This is a genomic window from Paenibacillus sp. 01T442, from assembly GCF_056398345.1.
In genome coordinates this window covers 49319-67340 of sequence record NZ_JBFTPF010000006.1, presented here as the reverse complement: position 1 = coordinate 67340, position 18022 = coordinate 49319, and the positions used below count along the sequence as shown (strand labels likewise).

The 18022-nt window shown below is 43.4% G+C and carries 13 protein-coding genes; 1 reads left to right on the top strand and 12 read right to left on the bottom strand.

Annotated features, from left to right (window positions below):
- Positions 1 to 66 precede the first annotated feature (66 nt).
- Positions 67 to 840, top strand: coding sequence for an IclR family transcriptional regulator (locus tag AC1DLM_RS07905; protein WP_477569637.1), 774 nt, complete (start codon positions 67 to 69; stop codon positions 838 to 840).
- A gap of 103 nt (positions 841 to 943) precedes the next feature.
- On the opposite strand, the gene AC1DLM_RS07900 is transcribed toward AC1DLM_RS07905, so the two are convergent.
- The 12 genes from AC1DLM_RS07900 to AC1DLM_RS07845 all read right to left on the bottom strand — a co-directional run bounded on the left by AC1DLM_RS07900 (position 944) and on the right by AC1DLM_RS07845 (position 18002).
- The gene (locus tag AC1DLM_RS07900; protein WP_477569636.1) at positions 944 to 3220 is read right to left on the bottom strand and encodes a glycoside hydrolase family 3 protein; all 2277 of its coding nucleotides are present in this window, start codon (positions 3218 to 3220) and stop codon (positions 944 to 946) included.
- 37 nt (positions 3221 to 3257) lie between these two features.
- Positions 3258 to 4781 (bottom strand): ABC transporter substrate-binding protein, encoded by a 1524-nt coding sequence (locus tag AC1DLM_RS07895; protein ID WP_477569635.1) that lies wholly within the window; start codon positions 4779 to 4781, stop codon positions 3258 to 3260.
- A 59-nt stretch (positions 4782 to 4840) separates the two neighbouring features.
- Positions 4841 to 5725 carry a carbohydrate ABC transporter permease gene (locus AC1DLM_RS07890; protein ID WP_477569634.1) on the bottom strand — a complete coding sequence of 295 codons (885 nt, stop codon included), beginning with the start codon at positions 5723 to 5725 and terminating at the stop codon, positions 4841 to 4843.
- Positions 5726 to 5743: 18 nt separating this feature from the next.
- The gene (locus tag AC1DLM_RS07885; RefSeq protein WP_441988143.1) at positions 5744 to 6613 is read right to left on the bottom strand and encodes an ABC transporter permease; all 870 of its coding nucleotides are present in this window, start codon (positions 6611 to 6613) and stop codon (positions 5744 to 5746) included.
- Positions 6614 to 6781: 168 nt separating this feature from the next.
- Complete coding sequence (locus tag AC1DLM_RS07880) at positions 6782 to 8392, bottom strand: response regulator transcription factor (protein WP_477569633.1); 1611 nt, start codon at positions 8390 to 8392, stop codon at positions 6782 to 6784.
- Between the two features lie 3 nt (positions 8393 to 8395).
- Positions 8396 to 10138, bottom strand: coding sequence for a sensor histidine kinase (locus AC1DLM_RS07875; RefSeq protein ID WP_477569632.1), 1743 nt, complete (start codon positions 10136 to 10138; stop codon positions 8396 to 8398).
- A 69-nt stretch (positions 10139 to 10207) separates the two neighbouring features.
- A complete protein-coding gene (locus tag AC1DLM_RS07870; RefSeq protein WP_477569631.1) occupies positions 10208 to 11548 on the bottom strand; it encodes a histidine phosphatase family protein in 1341 nt (446 codons plus the stop codon).
- A complete protein-coding gene (locus tag AC1DLM_RS07865; RefSeq protein WP_441987912.1) occupies positions 11545 to 13050 on the bottom strand; it encodes an ABC transporter substrate-binding protein in 1506 nt (501 codons plus the stop codon). The genes AC1DLM_RS07870 and AC1DLM_RS07865 overlap by 4 nt, the downstream gene beginning before the upstream one ends.
- Positions 13051 to 13256: 206 nt before the next feature.
- A complete protein-coding gene (locus tag AC1DLM_RS07860) occupies positions 13257 to 14099 on the bottom strand; it encodes an alpha/beta hydrolase (RefSeq protein ID WP_477569630.1) in 843 nt (280 codons plus the stop codon).
- A gap of 383 nt (positions 14100 to 14482) precedes the next feature.
- On the bottom strand, positions 14483 to 16105 hold the full coding sequence (locus AC1DLM_RS07855) for an extracellular solute-binding protein (RefSeq protein ID WP_477569629.1): 1623 nt from the start codon (positions 16103 to 16105) through the stop codon (positions 14483 to 14485).
- Between the two features lie 25 nt (positions 16106 to 16130).
- Entirely contained in the window at positions 16131 to 17006 is an 876-nt protein-coding gene (locus AC1DLM_RS07850; RefSeq protein ID WP_441987908.1) for a carbohydrate ABC transporter permease, read from the bottom strand.
- A gap of 27 nt (positions 17007 to 17033) precedes the next feature.
- Positions 17034 to 18002: an ABC transporter permease gene (locus AC1DLM_RS07845; protein WP_477569628.1), complete on the bottom strand. Its 969-nt coding sequence runs from the start codon at positions 18000 to 18002 to the stop codon at positions 17034 to 17036.
- Between the last annotated feature and the right edge of the window lie 20 nt (positions 18003 to 18022).

Below are 18022 nucleotides of genomic sequence, written 5' to 3'. Positions count from 1 at the left end.
TCAACAATGTGATTGTTCCTGTATGCGGAACTTGTAAAATATTAATCGAAGAAGGAGAATTAATTCGTGCCGAATACAAATCCACAACTTCTTTCTTCTGTTAAAAATGCCTTAAGTCTTTTAAAATTGTTTACCGTAAACACACCTGAAAAAAAACTGACCGAGTTAGCCAAAGAGTTAGGGCTGGGCAAAAGCACAACAAGTCGATTGTTGTCAACTCTGCTGAGTGAGGGGTTTGTCTATCAAGATCCTGTTACGCATACATACAGACTCGGGCAGCGAATCGTATCCCTGTACCAAGTTATGGCGACCACCTATTTGGATTTAGCAGAAACGGCTATTCCTATCATCGAGCGTCTTGCTCGTGAAACTTCCGAAGCTCTCCGAGTAGCTGTATTAGAAGAAAACGAGGTCGTGTACATTTTTCAAGTAGAAGGTCAACGAAAAGAAGATATACCAGCTTACGTAGGGGGAAGAAATCCTGTCCATTGCACAAGTTCCGGCAAAATGCTTTTGGCCTTTCAAGATGAACTCCTACTCAATAAAATGTTGAACCGACCTCTTAAGGCTTATACACCTAAAACCATTACGGACCCCTTGCAGTTAAAAGAGCAGCTTCAACATATTCGGAAACAAGATTATTGCGTCTCTTTCGGAGAATTCATCGAGAATATGGTTTCCATCTCATCTCCCATTCGGGACTCGACAGGTCATGTCATATCTGCACTTACTTTAATTGCTTCAGCGCATCGGTTGGACGAAAACAGTATCATTTCCTACACGAATAAAGTCGTGAAGACGGCGAAAGAAATATCGCGTCAGTTCGGTTTTCTAAGGTAATAGGGTTTATACTCGACAATCTTACCTACTCCGAAAACAATTCATTTAGCCTCTTAAGCCTAATTTTATTATAAAAAGTATTCTTATCGATCAGAGGTCACCATTATTTACTAATGGCGTTGCCTGTCCTAGCATACTTAGCCGTCCGCTCATCTTGAATGCGTCCGCTCCAGTTCAATCCAAAGGCAAAATCATAAGAATTACCTGTGGCATCCACATAAACCTCCATGTCATGGGCAACGTCCTCCAACTGCTCTTCTACAGTTTTCATGTGAGCGGGCAGCTGCATAGGAAGCAACGCTGAAGGCTCTACGGCTCCGGTTAAAATATCAAGAATCGCCTGATCCTGTGCACCGAAATTGGCGATAATCGCACTCGCTTCACTTTCAAATTCAGCCATAACGGTTGGATTAGAGAGCAATAAAGAAACAATAACCGGCTTTCCTTTCATTGCTGCTTTGGCTTGAAGCACCATATCCAGATCGGTGGCGTTTAAGACCGAAACCGTTTTATCCTTATAACTGCGATTCAGCACATCTCGCGAATCGCCTGCGATGCTGGTTTCTCTGGCATACTTCGCCGTATAAGCGCCATATTGTAAGCTGATCGGCACATATCCGTTGCCGCCTGCTTCCGCATCAGCTTTGCTGTATCCGGTCGTCGAGTACGGACTTTCGATGAAAACCAACGCGTAGTCAGCTTCATCCGGCTGATCTRTGACTTCAAAATATTGACTAACGATTTCTAACTTAACTGGATATCCTAGGCTTTCAGGAGTCGGAATACCAAACCAATTCACGCCAGCTGAGCGATATCGTTTCGGAATATACACCTTTTTATGTTTCTGTAAGGGAAGCACTTGCTTGTCGTTCTTGAGCATCACAATCGATTTCAGCTGCGCCGCATATCCTGCAGCAACAAATTCCGGGCTGCCTACCTTGGCAATCGTCTCCTCCAGCTGCAAATACGGATTCTCGAAAAGTCCCAATCGGAACATATTAATCAGCAGTCGAACGGCAGATTGCTCGAACCGCACACGCATAAAGGCTTCGCCGTGCTCTTCACACCCCATTTCATAAGCTTCCAGAATGGGCCCAGCTTGATTATTGCCTCCAAACTGGTCGACACCTGCCATCAGCAGCTTATAATGACGCTGTGCGACGGTAAAGTCCTCCTCTACGCCCCAACTACGTCCGCCGGGAAATAATTTGGTGATATCTTTTGCCTCATCGTCTGTTATCCCCCAATCCGTACAAACGACCCCATCATAGCCATATTGCGTACGCAGCAAATCTTGAATAAGATAAGCATTGTACGAATTTCCGACGTTCTCACCATTTTTCTTATCTTGGCCATAGGATATCGTGTAATAAGGCATGACAGCCGATGCTTTCCCCGTCGGTCCGTCTAATTGGAATGCCCCCTCTGTAAAAGGAATCAAGTGCTCATCGAAATTGTTACCAGGATACACGGCAAATTTGCCATATCCGAAATGAGCATCGCGTCCCCCTTCGCCAGAACCTCCACCCGGCCAATGTTTCACCATGGCATTCACGCTGTCATAGCCCCAGCCTCCAGCAATTTCATTCTCTCCTGATGATGTCTGAAAGCCATCTACATAAGCTCTAGCCATTTCGGCGGCCAGTCGCGAATCCTCGCCGAAGGTCATGCCAAACCGGTTCCATCGTGGATCCGTGGCGATATCGATTTGCGGTGACAACGCAGTTGAAATCCCCAGCGCCCGATATTCACTCGATGCGACTTCCCCGAATTTCTTGGTCATGGCTGGATCAAACGTCGCAGCTAGACCCAATGTTTCCGGCCACATCGATATTGATCCACCTGCACCCGCGTTGAACTCTTTGGAAGAATCTGCACTGTGACGCGGATCCGTGCTCGTATTCACAGGGATACCTAGCCCCGTACTTTCCGCGAATGCTTGTAGCTTATTGTTCCATTTGGCAGCCGTCTCCGGGTTTTCCATCATCGTTACCAATACATGCCGTACGTGGTCACTCGACAAAAATGCGATCTGCTGATCCGTAAGGTCAAAGGGGTGAGCTCCGCTTTCGTTAAATGGCTTACCGCCATAGGTCGCGGGAAACCAGCCCAAGCTCGCTGGAACAGCTTGGTGGCTGCTGTACAGCATGAGGCCAGCGATTTGCTCAATAGACAATTTGGAGGCAAGATCTTGCGCTCTCTCCTCCGGAGAAAGACGCCAATCCTCGTATTTATCCAGCTGTCCGTTTTGATTCAAATCCTTAAATACTAAACCATCTACTTCAATGATGCGTACTCCCGATGTGGTTGAATAACCAAGAGTGGGACCCTTAGGGTTTTTCACAAATTGAATGGCAGCTTGATTTCGTTCGTTAGGCATAGGCTTTTCTCCTTACTAATTCTCAATTTTCAAGCTATTATTTACCCGCTGATTTCGCCCAAGCGTCTAGTTGCTTCTGTTTCTCGGCAATAATTTTGTCTAATCCGGCTGATTTCAGCTTGGCATTGAATTCTTGAAGCATAGCGGTATCTATTGTCCCCGTTTCTAACCCAATGCGATATTGGTTCAGTGCGTTTGTAGCCGCAGCAACTTCCGTTTTGACCGGATCGACGTTAAACGTAAAGCCAAGCGCCTTAGAACGAATCGAGGATTTGTTAAACTGCTGCATAAGTTCCCAAATCTGAGGGTTTTCTCCTTCCCAAATGTAGGAAAGAAAATTGTTGCCGACTTCCCATTGATTGAGCATGTAACCCGATTCCTTCATACCTGCAGGCTTGGCAATGAGATTATCGGACTTCTTCACATAATGTTTGCCTTCAATCCCGTTGTCGATCAAGTTCACGATGTCTTTATCCGTGTACATCAAATTCATGAAATCCATCGCTCTCTCTGGGTTATCGCTATTTTTCGTGATAGACATCATAAAGGAAGTAATATTCGTTGTACCTGTGATTGGTTTGGTGAGTCGGACCCCCACAAGCTCCGTTCCTGAATTGCGTGATTCTTGTATTTCAAAGCCGGGTTTTAAGTTGGCCATATACCCGAACGCTCTGCCCGCTTTAACCAAGCTTGGACCGGTTTCTTGCGAAGTTGCAATATCCTTCATGATATAGCCTGACTGATACCATTTCCTTACGAGTGCAAGGCTATCTGCATATTCTTTCGTCTCAAACAAATTAACAACCTTCAAGCTGCTGCCCGTATCGTTCAGACCGCCAAGCCAATCACCCAATGGATCGAAGGCTGCTCCCAGCAAGACTTGATTGATGGTTTGGCCGGTCTGCCCTTGCGTTTGTTGAACGACCGGTGCCATGCCTGGCTCGTTGTCTTTAATAATTTTAAATACCGGCTCCAAATCACTGAATGTTTTTACTTTGCTTAGATCGATATGGTACTTGTCCACGAGATCCTTACGCATTACCATGCCGTAATCTGCTGCCATATCCCTAGTACTTGGGACCCCATAGATTTTATTATCGATCTTCGTTCCGTTTAGAATTTCCGGTTCGAATACCTTTTTGATACCCTGACCGCGTTTCTCAAGCAAATCATCCAGAGGGAGCAGCTGCCCTTTAGCGACTTGGCTGCCATAATTGAACAAAGAGGAACTGACCATTAGGTCMATCTTCTCATTGCCGGCGAGCATCAGGTTGGTTTGCTGGGTCCAAGCAGAGATGCTGATCGGAATGAGTTTAACCGTTGCATTGATTTTTTGTTTCGTAATTTTACTAATTTCCTCTTGAACAGCTGTCACATCAGTCATATTCTGAAAGTTAATGAACGCCAGCGCAATTTCATAAGGCTTGGAATTATCCTTATTCTTGCTATCTTGGGTGCTCTCAGCTTTGAGATCCGATGAGGTGCCGCAAGCAGCCAGCAAGGTAGCTGCAGCTACGGTTATTGCCATTGTACCTGCAATTATTTTCCATTTATTTCCCATTTTAATTCCCCCTGTGTATCTGTATATGTGTGTGTCGAGTGTCTAATTCGGATGATTTCTTACCCTTTGACAGCACCAATCGTAAGACCTTTGACAAAATACCTTTGAAAAAACGGGTATGCACAGATGATGGGGACGATTCCGATCACTGCCATCGCCATGCGCACGGTAGCCAGTGGAATTTTGGCGGTAGCCGTGGACTGATTGCTTCCTAAGCTGGTCTGCTGCAGGAATTGAATGTCCGTGAGCATTCGGTTCAGCATATTTTGCAAGCTAAACAGCTTGCTGTCAGTTACGAAGATAAGACCATTAAACCAATCGTTCCAATACGAAATCATCAGCATTAAGCCAATTGTAGCCATGATGGGTAAGGACAGTGGCAGAATAATACGGTAAAAGATTTTAAACTCCGTTGCCCCGTCCATATAAGCAGACTCGATTATAGGCGTTGGGATCGACGTGCTGAAAAAAGTTCGCATCAGCATAATGTAGAAGCCATTCGTCAGCAATCCTGGAAGAATAAGGGCCCAGATTGTATTTTTAATATGAAATACTTCTGTGTAGATCAGATAGGTGGATACGAGTCCTCCATTGAACAACATCGTAAAAAACACGAGGAATGACATGATTTTTCGTAGCGGCATATCCTCCCGTGATAACGGATAAGCAAGCAGGGACGAAATAAGCAGTCCACCGAACGTTCCAATGACTGTAATAAAGATCGTGATACCATATGCTCTTATCATTGAGCTGGAATCATTCAGAAGAAACGTATAAGCATCCAGGCTGAACTTGCTTGGCCAGAGTGAATACCCATGCTGAACAATCGCTTTCTCATCTGATATAGAGGCCATTACGAKCAGAACAAACGGGAACAAGCTAGCGCAAGTAAGCAGTAGAAAAAAGAGATTCACCGCATATTGATTCATTTGATTTGATTTCATAGTTCCGGCTCCCCTCTGTTAGAATAATGCTCGTTCTCGGTTTCGACGGCCAACGAGATAGTTCGAAATGATCACCAATACAAATCCAACCACGGACTGATACAAACCTGCAGCCGAGGACATACCGATATCCCCCAGATTCATTAACCCACGGTATACGTAAGTATCAATAACATCCGTGGTCGATTGAAGCGGCCCTGAATTGAGCGGAACTTGATAAAAAAGACCGAAATCGGAGTAAAAGATGCGTCCAATGCCAAGCAGCGCCATAATCGTAATGGTCGGCATCAGGAGCGGTACCGTAATTGTGCGAATCTGCATCCATTTGCCAGCTCCGTCGATAGTAGCTGCCTCATAATATTCATGATCGATACCGACAATGGCCGCTAAGAAAATAATGCACAAGTACCCAACGCCCTTCCATATGTTCACAATCGTTAAAATATAAGGCCAATATTTGGCTTCGCCGTACCAAGAAATCGGTTCAATCCCCAAAATCGGTAACACATGATGGTTCATGAAACCATTGTCCACATTCAGCATGGAAAGGACCAAATAGGCCACGATTACCATTGAGATTAAATAAGGCAGCAAAACGACACTTTGATAAAAACGCGATAAGAACTTGTTTTTAATTTCATTAAGCAGGATTGCTACCGCTATAGCCAGAGCGAGATTGAGGATAATGAACAATCCGTTATAGAGAATTGTATTTCTCGTTATCGTGAACGCATCGGATGTTTTGAACAAGTACTCAAAGTTTTTGAGACCAATCCAATCGCTGCCCAATATCCCTTTCCGGTAGTTAATATTTTTGAATGCGATAATAATCCCGAACATTGGCAAGTAATTGTTGATGAACAAATAGATGAATCCCGGCAGCACCATAAGAAACAATGCGCGATATCGTTTAAGCGATTTCCATGTACTTCTCCATGTGTTTGGTTTCACGTTAGCTCCCTCTCTTTCTAGTTGGTATGCTCCCATTGTAGTGGAATTGCAGACCAAGCACCCACCAATGAAACGACCTCATCTTTCGTTTTTCCGACCTCTTATCTATTTCTGTTTTTGCTGTTTCCGATAATCAGCAGGAGCGACGCCAAACGCTTTCTTAAAAACGGTAGAGAAATAAGAAAGGTTTGAATACCCCGAAGTCAAAGCGATATCACTCACCGATTGTTTATTCCTTAGGAGTAAATTTTTTGCCAGCGCTAAACGCTGCTGTTGTAAATAATCTGAAAGCGAACCGCCAGTTTCTTTCTTGAAAACCCGCGTTAAATAATCCGGATTGAGGTACACCGCATTGGCAATATCCTCCCGGCTCAAAGTCTGTTGCCCGATATGTTCACTAATATATTTCTTGGCCTTCTCCACGATCGAGAGGTTCTCTTGCATCGGCTGAATATGATTCATAGCCACTTCAATCACATATGGCACCCACTCCTGCGTAGCTGTCAAAGAGCGAAGCGCTTTCTCCGGCTTTTCCGTCCACAAGCTACTGGCAAACACCATATGTGCCTGAAGTCCTTTGAGCTGCAGCACATAAAATACCATTTGCATAAAATTTTGATAAAAGGCATGAAGCCAGCTGGCATCAATTCCGTTGCGCTCATCTCTCAAGGAATCTAGAAATTTCTTAACTTCCATCTGTAGCTTTTCCCTCGCCCCTTGCTCCATCAGCTCTGCCCAATCGGCTAAATGCGAGAAGTGAGGTTGAGTTGCTGGCCTCCTTGTTACAAGGAGGGGCAAAGTCTGATTTACAAGTGTCACATTATTCTCATCCAATTTCTCCAATTGCTGCACCATGGCGAGCATGTCATGAATAGCCGATTCTGCACCGAGATAACAGCATAAATCACAGTAGAAATACTTATTGCAAGATTGAATAAACAAGCTACATTCCGATGCGATGTCTTCTGACGATACTTCATCATCCATAGGCATGACAGCAAGCAGCTTCCCTCGCTGAAGGGGAATCACCATCGCATTCGGAATATGTCGTAGGATCTGCTCTTCTGCCACATTCTTAAGCGCATACTCCATGATGCGTTGCTCTCGCTCAGAAAGTACCTTGTGCCACTGCTGAACGTGGATGTATATGGGCATAAAACGTTGGTTATCAGTGAATGTAATTCCTTGCTTTGCCAAATGCTCACGAATCGCCTCTGGCTTAGAGGGGATCGACTGTGYGAGCAAATCCTGCCAGAATCGTTCCAGCAATAGAGGCTGATGCGTTTCCCATAGGTGATGATAATGCTTGTACGTAGCTTCAAAGATTTTCAGTTGTGCTGCTTTTTCCATTTTGCTCAGTGCTCTGCTTACCACATCTTCAAGCTCACTATAATCAACCGGCTTCAGCAAATAGTCAAAGCTATCTAATTGAATCGCTTGTTTCGCATACGAGAAATCTGCATGGCAGGTCAGAAACACCGTTTCCGTTTCGGGATAATAATGTCTGACCCATTCCAGAAGCTCCAAACCAGTGCCTTGCGGCATTTCTATATCACAAAGGAGAATATGAACATCATTACTCTCGAAAATTTCTTTGGCCTGCCGAATATTAAAAGCCTTATAGACCTCAGAAATATGTAGCTTTTCCCAATCTATTCCTACTTGAAGGCCCTTTATGGCGTGAGCTTCATCGTCCACAATGAGTGCATGATACATAAATTATTGCTCCTTTTTCTCTGAAGTGATCGGAATCTCGATTTCCACTATGGCTCCATTGGGAAACCTATTGGAAAAATAAATATGTGCCTTAGACGCATATAAGAGGCGCAGCCTTTGCTTGACGTTCCACAAGCCAACTTGTTCTCCTTGTGTATTTATAAGCTCTTCACCTGACTGCAGATCCTTCAAGATTAGAGGGGCGAAACCCGGTCCATTATCCCGGATAATGATTTTTAGAACATCAGTTGATTCCATTACTTTCTTCTCAACAACAATCTGAACCTCGATAGGTTCATCTAACGTAACGGCATGCTTGATACAATTCTCCACCAACGTCTGAATAACTAATGGCGGAATTTCATTTGCTAGCAGCTCGTCAATGACCTCAATTCTATAAGATAAACTCTCTGGAAAACGCAGCTGCTGAATTCGCAGATAGTTTTCGGTATGTTTCAATTCTTCCTTGATCGTAACTAATCCCGAGTAGCTTCGAAACATAAAGCGAAAATAAGCTACCAGACACTTACTCATTTCTTGAATGAGCGCATAATCTTTTACGGTAGCCAGATTGTAGATAATATTAAGTGAATTCAGAAAAAAATGCGGATTAATCTGCAGTTGTAAATGCTTAAGCTCTTCCCGCTGTGCGTTCAGCTTTTCTTCATACACATGAATTTTCAAGTCACGGATTTCAGATATCATCGCATTATACATTTCGTGCATCATCTCAAACTCGGTTGAAGCTGGAACCTGCTGCAAACGTGATTCCCAATGTCCGTCTCGCAGCTTTCTCATGGCTGCGATCATTCGATTAATTGGCAACAGAAACACTTTCCTCATCACTAACAAAAATATGATCAAGAAGCCGCACGCGGCAATCGATATTATAGATGCAATTCGCTGCACAAATGGGAGTTTTTCCAGGATGGTATCATCAGGAATTAAGGCTACTAAATTATAGTCCKCCACAGAGGAAGGCTGGCTCATCACCAGATATTGATTGTGTTCTCCAGATAAATAATACGGCTTATCTGAGACTTTTATTAATTGAATATTCTTCTCTTGAATGAATCCCGCATGATTCATGGGCTCTAAACGATTTGTCGCCAAGAGCGCAACTCCGGACTTACCAAAGTCAATCATACTGAAGGGTACCATTATCTTTTCGGCATTGACCCACGCTCCGACATACACATTTCCTGTCTTGATCAAGTGAAATAAGGAGTAGGTTTGACCATCACGCCAGTAATACCATCGCGTATTGTCATACTTGGACGTATCGCCTTGAAGCATCTGGAGAAGCGCCTTTTTGACACCGTCCCTCTCCTGATAGCTGGATCCAAAATTTTGATTCCAGATCAAATCTTGGTTCACTTCAGAATAGATAAAAAATAAATCTATCGATTTATAGTAGCTGATTTCATTTGAAATCGAATTGAAGAGCCTCAGTTTCGCTTTATTGTAGTCATTCTCGCTATTTTGTGACGTCACCTCAAGATCCAGTAGATCTGTGTTGAGCTGTGATAAACTGTACAAATAATTATCAACCTGCTTTAGATTTTGATCAATTTGCCCGACGTAGAGACTAAGCAAATTCCTATTGGATCCCGCGACCTCGTTACGTACAACTTGTGTGGAATAAAAATTAATGACAACAAGCACAACGACTAGAGGCACAATGATGAAAATAATACCTAACAGTTTGAAACGCAGCGAATTGAAAAAAGGTTTATAATTCCGCATTGGGCAGGTCTCCAAGTTAAAACAAACGTACTCCAACCAAATCTGAGTACGTTTGTTCATTTATTAAATTTATTTATTCATTTTCTGACCTTTTTCTGCGTAACTTTGATCACCAACTTTTAACACCTTGAATTTACCGTTTTTCCACTCTACCGTCGTCACACTCGAGTTAGGTAATCCGCCTTTACTAATGTCGAAACTTTTCGGATCAAGCGCAAGGATGTATTTCAATATCGTAATGCCATGAGAGACAATAAGCACATTACCGCTCGCTGATTTGTTTTCTTCTATGATGCGGTTTATGGCTGCACTGGCTCGCTCTACCAGTTCCGCCTGGGATTCCCCACCAGCCAAGCTTTTCACCAAATCAAAGTTCGTATTTAAATCCGGGTGTAATTTCAGGATGTCTTTGGTATACTCACCCTCCCAATTCCCGAAATTCATTTCCTTAAGACGTTTATCCTCTTTATAGGGCACGTACCTGTCTTTTAAAATTAAGTCGGCCGTGTCGGATGCCCGTTCACTCGTAGAACTGTAGGCCGCGATAAACGGAACATCCCTCAATCCCTTTCCTAAGTTCTCAGCTACCTTGATTCCCTCTTCCGTCAATGAAGAATCCGAGTATCCTTGCATACGTCCTTGCTTGTTGAATAGTGTTTCTCCATGGCGTACCAAATAGAGGGTAAGCTTCTGTTCACCTTTTTCCGCGTAGCTCTGATCACCGACTTTCTGAACGGTAAATTTACCATCTTTCCATTGCACGGTCGTCACACTAGAGTTTGGCAGGCCGCCTTTACTCATATCCCAGCTTGTTGGGTTTAGACCGAGAATATAGGTCAATATGGTTAATCCGTGAGAGACAACTAGCACATTACCGCCGTTTGATTTATTTTCCTCTACAATTTGGTTAACAGCTTCTTTGGTTCGTGCAAGCAGCTCCGCTTGGGTTTCTCCACCAACACTTTTAAATATATTCTGATTTGTATACATATCAGGATGTTGTTTCAAGAGGTCACTTGTATATTCGCCTTCCCAATTACCGAAATACATCTCCTTCAGACGTTTGTCTGTTTTCAGAGGTATGTTTCTGCCTTTCAAGATCAAATCGGCTGTATCCAGTGCCCGTTCACTCGTGCTGCTGTAGGCTGCTGTAAACGGAATATCCTTCATACCTCTTCCCAAATTCTCGGCTACCTCAATTCCTTCCTCGGTTAGTGGTGAATCCGAGTAACCTTGCATACGCTTTTGTTTGTTAAATAACGTTTCGCCGTGACGCACGAAATAGAGGGTGAGCGTCTTGTCTTCTTGTTTCTTGTTGTCGACGTTTTGGCCAGAGGCCGTCGCACTAGTCGTAATTACAAAAATAGCAACCATCATAATCGATAGTAAGCGTAATAGTTGATTCTTCATTTTTGTGCTCCTTTCGCCCAAACATCCAGTTGTTTTTGTTTTTCCGCAATGATCTTATCCAAGCCTGATGCTTTAAGCTTGCTATTGAATTCCTGCAAGCTCAACTTCGGATCCAACGTACCTGTTTCCAAACCTACTCGGTATTGATTTAATACGTTCATAGCAGCGGCGATTTCCGTTTTCACAGGCTCGACGTCAAATGTGAAGCCTAACGCTTTCGATTTAAAAGCAGACTTATTAAACTTCTGCATGTTATCCCAAATTTGCGGATCCTCGCCTTCCCACACATAAGCCAGGAAGTTGTTACCGATTTCCCACTCATTTAGATAATAGCCAGTTTCCGTTTTTCCATCTGGCTTGGCGATTATCGTATCGGATTTCTTTACATAATGTTTTCCTTCTATGCCATTATCGATCAGATTCACGAGATTTTTATCCGTATACAAGAGATTCATGAACTGCATCGCTCTTTCCGGATTACCGCTATTTTTCGAAATGGACATCATGAAAGAAGTGATACCGCTCGTTGAGGTAACCGGCTTGGTTAATCTAACTCCAATCATTTCTTTACCTGTAGCTCTGGATTCCTGCACTTCAAATCCCGGCTTCATGTTGGCCACATAAGCGAAAGCTTTATCGGACTTCACCAAATTTTGTCCAGTTTCCTGTAAAGTCGCAATATCTTTCATAATATAGCCAGCTTGGTACCATGATCTGACCATCGTCAACGCATCTGTGTATTCTTTGGATTCAAACATATTTTTCACATTGAGATCACTTCCCGCATCTGCAAGTACACCCAGCGAGTCACCCAGGGAATCGAATGATGCACCTAGAATAGCTTGTGCGACAGTTTGCGACTGAGCCTGTTGAACCAAAGGAGCCATGCCAGGCTCATTCTCTTTAATTTTTTTGAATACCGGTTCCAGATCGTTGAACGATTTGATTTGATTGACATCGATATGATATTTGTCGACGAGATCTTTCCGCATGACGATGCCAAAATCTGCAGCCAAATCCCTCATGCTGGGAACCCCGTACATTTTCCCTCCAATTTTTGTACCGTTCAGATAGTCTGGGTCTACTGCGCTTTTAATTCCTTGTCCATACTTGGCAATCAAATCATCAAGAGGAAGCAGCTGCCCTTTGGCAACCTGACTGTTGTAATTAAAAAACGTAGAAGAAACGACGAGATCCAGTTTCTCATTGCCTGCCAGTATCAGATTGATTTGCTGGGTCCAAGCCGAGAGGTTAATTGGCGTTAATTTGACGGTAGCATTCAGTTTTTCCTTCGTAATTTTATTAATTTCGTCTTGAACAGCGCCAACATCGGGTAAGTTTTGAAAAGTAAGAAACGCCATCGAAATTTCGTATGGCTTGGAATCCTCTTTTTGCTCGCTGACAGTCCCTTGTTGCACCGAATCTCCACATGCAGTAAGTAAAGTTGATGTTGCCAATACGAGTGTCAGCAAACTAACAGCCACTTTCAATTTCTTGACCATTCGATTCCCCCCTATGATTATGAATCCACCCATGTGAAGCGCTTTCAAAAAATTAATTTCACATCGTACTCACCTCTATTTCATTGTACTTGTTTCAAAATTGAGCCACTCACCAAAAAAACGATCTATACTTTTGATTTTCCGACCTTTTACTGTTTTGGCATATTTCCCGAATTTATCCTGATCATGATTAGATTGATTGGAATTCAACGATTTGTATGGATAAATTCTTTTACCTCATCGATAAAGTCTTCAGCCTGTTTGCAATTTCCGGTATTATCGATAAAGGCATGTCTCGTATTTTTATATAGAGAGAAATGAACGTTATTTCCTGACTCTTCCAGCTTCTTAGCGTAGCTCAAAGAAGAATCCTTTAAGAAATCCAAATCGCCAACAACGATCAAAGCATCCGGCAAATTGGCGTGATTTTCACAGAATATCGGGGAAACGTGCGGAGTTCTTACTGTTCCCTCCGTTTCCTTCAAATACATTTCAATGAGTGTTTCAGCAAATGCACGTTCTGTTTTGTTCTTACCACCAGATTCCATTTCTGATAAATCTGTAGCTGGATAAAGCAAGATTTGCTTCGAAATGCGGAAATCCCCACGATCGCGGGCCATGATTGACAATACCGCGGAGTAATTCCCCCCTGCGCTATCACCAGATACGATCACATTTTCTTTATCAATATTTAGCTCATCTGCGTGCTCTACGCCCCACTTTAGAGCTGCATATGAATCTTCAAGACCTTCAGGATATGGAGCCTCCGGCGCTAAGTGATAATCAACAGAAATCACTACACAATCTGCCCGATCTGCCACGGCGAGACAGTAGTCGTGAACAGCATCTATAGAGCCTGCTACCCAGCCGCCACCATGTATAAAAATCATCAAAGGACGTGTTGCTTCACCCTCAGGTGTATAAATGCGAATGCGAAAATCACTCTTGTAACCCTTAATCTGACGATCTTCAGTACGAACCTTTCTTACACTAATATCCTTACTTTCTCCGCCCATCATTGCTCGGATTTTTTTCACATTTCTTTTCAACCAAAATTTCGTTACAAAGGCCGGTATYTTAATATACCCGCCAAAACTTTCATTTTTAATCGCAACAAATTCATAATCTTTCTCCTATCCCTCCAATTCGCGTATCAACATGTTTGCCTATACTAGTTTCACTAGCATGCTACTCTTACTTTTTGACTAATATCGATGTATGAATAATACAAGGAATGTTCAAAGCGAACAACGCGAATGTTCCTCTATACGGAATAGCTATTCATAAAATAAATTTACTTGTGAGATCACCAACGCCATAGCCAAGCTTCTCGAAAAATTTTATTCAGACAACAGAGTTTCTGGAGCTGGGCACACTTAAAAAAGAGCAGATCACCACGAAGGTGAACTGCTCTTTTCCGAAAACCGACATCCTATTTCTTATTCAATTTATCATAAATAGCCTTACCATCTTTGGTAAACCAATCCTGCGATGCTTTGATAACATCTTGTCTGCCGGAAGCATCCGCCTTTTTAAAATACTCATCCAATGCCGTCAGTGGTAACGCGCCGTTGATGATTTTGGCAACGTACTCATTTCTCAGGTCGATCAATGCTCTACCTTTGGCAAGTTCGACTTCCGTCTGCGGTCTGTACTGGTTAATATTGAAAGCAGTCAGCTGTGCACCCGCTTGGGCAAAACTCTTCATAGCTGGCTCATATCCGCCAAGTAAAGCGTTAGGCAGCCAAATGTCCGGTGTATTCCACATTCTATAATACAGTTTATAAATGATCTGATCATACGCAGGTTTCTTCGGAGTCAGCGCGCCATTGACCATGTCATAGTGAACGCCTTCCTTACCGAAATTCACAAACTTCTGCAGATCTTTATCTTTCAAATAGGTGTTCAGTAAATCCACAGCTTCGTTCACATTTTTCGAACTTTTTGGAATGATATAGAAGTTGGATACAGGAGCAGGCATTGTATAGCCTTTCTGTCCATCTTTACCTTCTACCGTAGGCAAGAAGCTCAACTTCGCATTCGCATCAATTTTACTTAAGCCTGCCTGGTAAGTAGCCGGGTCCCAATAACCCGCATATGCTGCAGCTGCTTTCCCCGCCGATATCTTTTCGGTCACTTGCTGTGTTTTGTTGAATAGGTACTCGTTGTCAATCAAGCCTTCTTTATAGAGCTTATTCAGGTATGTCAGCAAGTCTTTTAGATTCACATCCTGTGCATCAACCAGTTTACCATCCTTAACAATGAAAGGGACAGCGAGGTTATTTATGCCGGAAAATCCAAAAGCTGCGGTAATGACATCCAGCCCATCAAGCGGATTACCATTATTGCCGGCTGCTGCTACGTACGGTATGGTTCCCTTGCCGCTTGGATCTTTATCCTTCATCGTCTTCAAGAACGTATATAGTTCATCAAGATTTTTAGGCGCCTTCAGCCCCAGCTTATCCATCCAGTCCTGTCTAGCTAGAAATCCTGATCCTAGATCTACATTTTCGAATTTCTGAAACGGAGGAACCGGGATGGCATATTTCTTCCCTTCCAGCGATACTGCCGTCCATGCGTTCTCGGTAACTAATTTATCGACCTCGCTGCCGAATTGCTTGATCGCATCGTCTACTGGCAGGAGAGCTCCCTGAGCACTGAAACGTTTGAAAATATTCAAATCATTCGTATAAATCAGATCATACACATCACCAGACGCAAACATCAAATTGTACGTATCCAGTTGATTTGCAGCCGGAATGACATTCCACTCTATATTGCTGTAGCCTGTTTTCTCTTTGATCATGTTCAGGAATTGGTTATCGTTTGCACTTGCTCCTTGCTCGTAGCCTTTGACTCCTGAATTATCGGGAACAGCGATTCTGATTTTGGCGGCCTTATTCAGCTTCGGTCCTTGGGTCGCAGCAGCCTCTTTCGTTGCCTTGGCTTCTGGCGTGGCTTTGTTTGATTCATTACTACAGCCAGCAAGGGACACCGTGGCTGCAAGTGTAACTAATAAAGTTGTCGTTGACCATTTGTTTAATCTCTTCCGCATATTTTTTCCCCCTTCAAATATGTAGCTATTGTTTAACAGCACCTAGCGTTAAGCCTGTGACAAAATACTTTTGTAGAAATGGATAGACGATCAGAATCGGTATTGAAGAAACGAAGATGGCTGCGGCCCTGAATGTCTCGGAAGCGATATTAGCCAATTGCTCGGGATTTTCCAAACCGTTCTTATTGGCTGCTGCCACTACGTTTTGCAAAAATAAAGGTAAAACCTGCACTTCTTTTTTCGTCAAATACATTAATGGGTCCATGTAGTTGTTCCAAATCCCTACCGCGCTGAAAATAGCGATTGTCGCAAGCAACGGCTTGGAGATCGGAAGCATGATGCGAAATAGGATCGTGAGATTACCAGCTCCATCAATTCTCGCAGATTCCTCTAGGCTATAGGGCAGAGACTCGAAGTAATTTCGCACCAGAATCAGATTGAAAGCGCTCACCATCCCCGGAATGACAAGCACCCACAGATGGTTAATTAATCCGGTATTTTTAATGACCATATAGGTAGGGATCATTCCCCCGTTGAACAGCATCGTGAACACATAAAGAATATTGATGGCTTTACGACCTACTAAATCCCTCTTCGCAATGGCATACCCAACACAAGCTGTAAAAAACACTTGAATGGCTGTACCTAGAACGGCTACAAACAAGCTGTTCGTAAACGCAGTGCGAAAATCAATACCGGATAACAACACTTCGTAAGCTTTTAACTGAAAACCCATCGGCCATAAGCTGACCTGACCGCTGACGACGTAAGCTTCTTCACTAACCGATTTCGCTAACAGTGTGATAAACGGTAGGACGCAAATGAGACCTACTGTAATCAACAATGTGTAATTAACAACCGTAAATACCTTTTCCCCGGTCTTCATCCTCTTGTCGAACAAAGCTATTTGCTCCTCTCTGCTGCCGATTTACCATATCCCTCGGTTCGAATACTTGCGGCTAATTTTATTGGCCAGAATCATTAAGGTAAATCCAATTACAGATACAAACAAACCGACCGCGGTTGTATAGCTGTAACTGCCGTTCTGAATCCCTTCGCGGTACACATAGGTGCCGATGACATCCCCAACACCGTATACAAGGGGATTGTACAACAGTAGTACCTGTTCCGTATCGCTGCCCAATAAGGTAGACACCCTTAGAATAATGATGAATACGATCGTACTGGATATGCCTGGAAGCGTAATATGCCACGTTTGTCTGAGTTTACCTGCACCGTCAACGCTGGAAGCGGCGTATAGATCGGGATCAATTGACGTTAATGCGGCCAAGTAAATAATGGCGCTCCAACCGGTTTCTTTCCAAGCCGTCGATGCGACGAGCACACTGCGGAAGTAACTATCGTCGCCAAGAAACGTAATTGGTGAGATGTCGAATGCCTTCAGGATGCCATTGATAATGCCTGTGCTTGGGGACAGGATATCCACAAAAATCCCTGCAATAACGACCCACGATAGAAAATGTGGCAGATAGGTAAGCGTTTGCGTCATGCGTTTAACAACGCCCGTTCTGACTTCATTCAACAGCAGCGCCAAGATAATAGGCAGAGGAAACTGAAAAATAAATTTGAACAGATTGATCAGCATCGTATTGCTTAACACACTAAAAAATTTAGGATCGGTCAACAATGTTCGAAAATGTGCCAGCCCTACCCACTTGCTATCCAGTATGCCGTCGAATACCCGATAGTTCTTAAATGCGATGACGATCCCCAGCATCGGGACATAACTGTAAATCAAAAGCACCAGTAAGGGGATCGAAATAATCAGATATAAATCCAGATTATGTACGACTCTTGCCTTCAGGCGATTTTTTTTCTTGGGGATCACACCTGCTTCTAGAGCGTTTATCGCATGGGAGGGTGTAATCTTTGCCATTTCATCACCTCAGCTCCTTG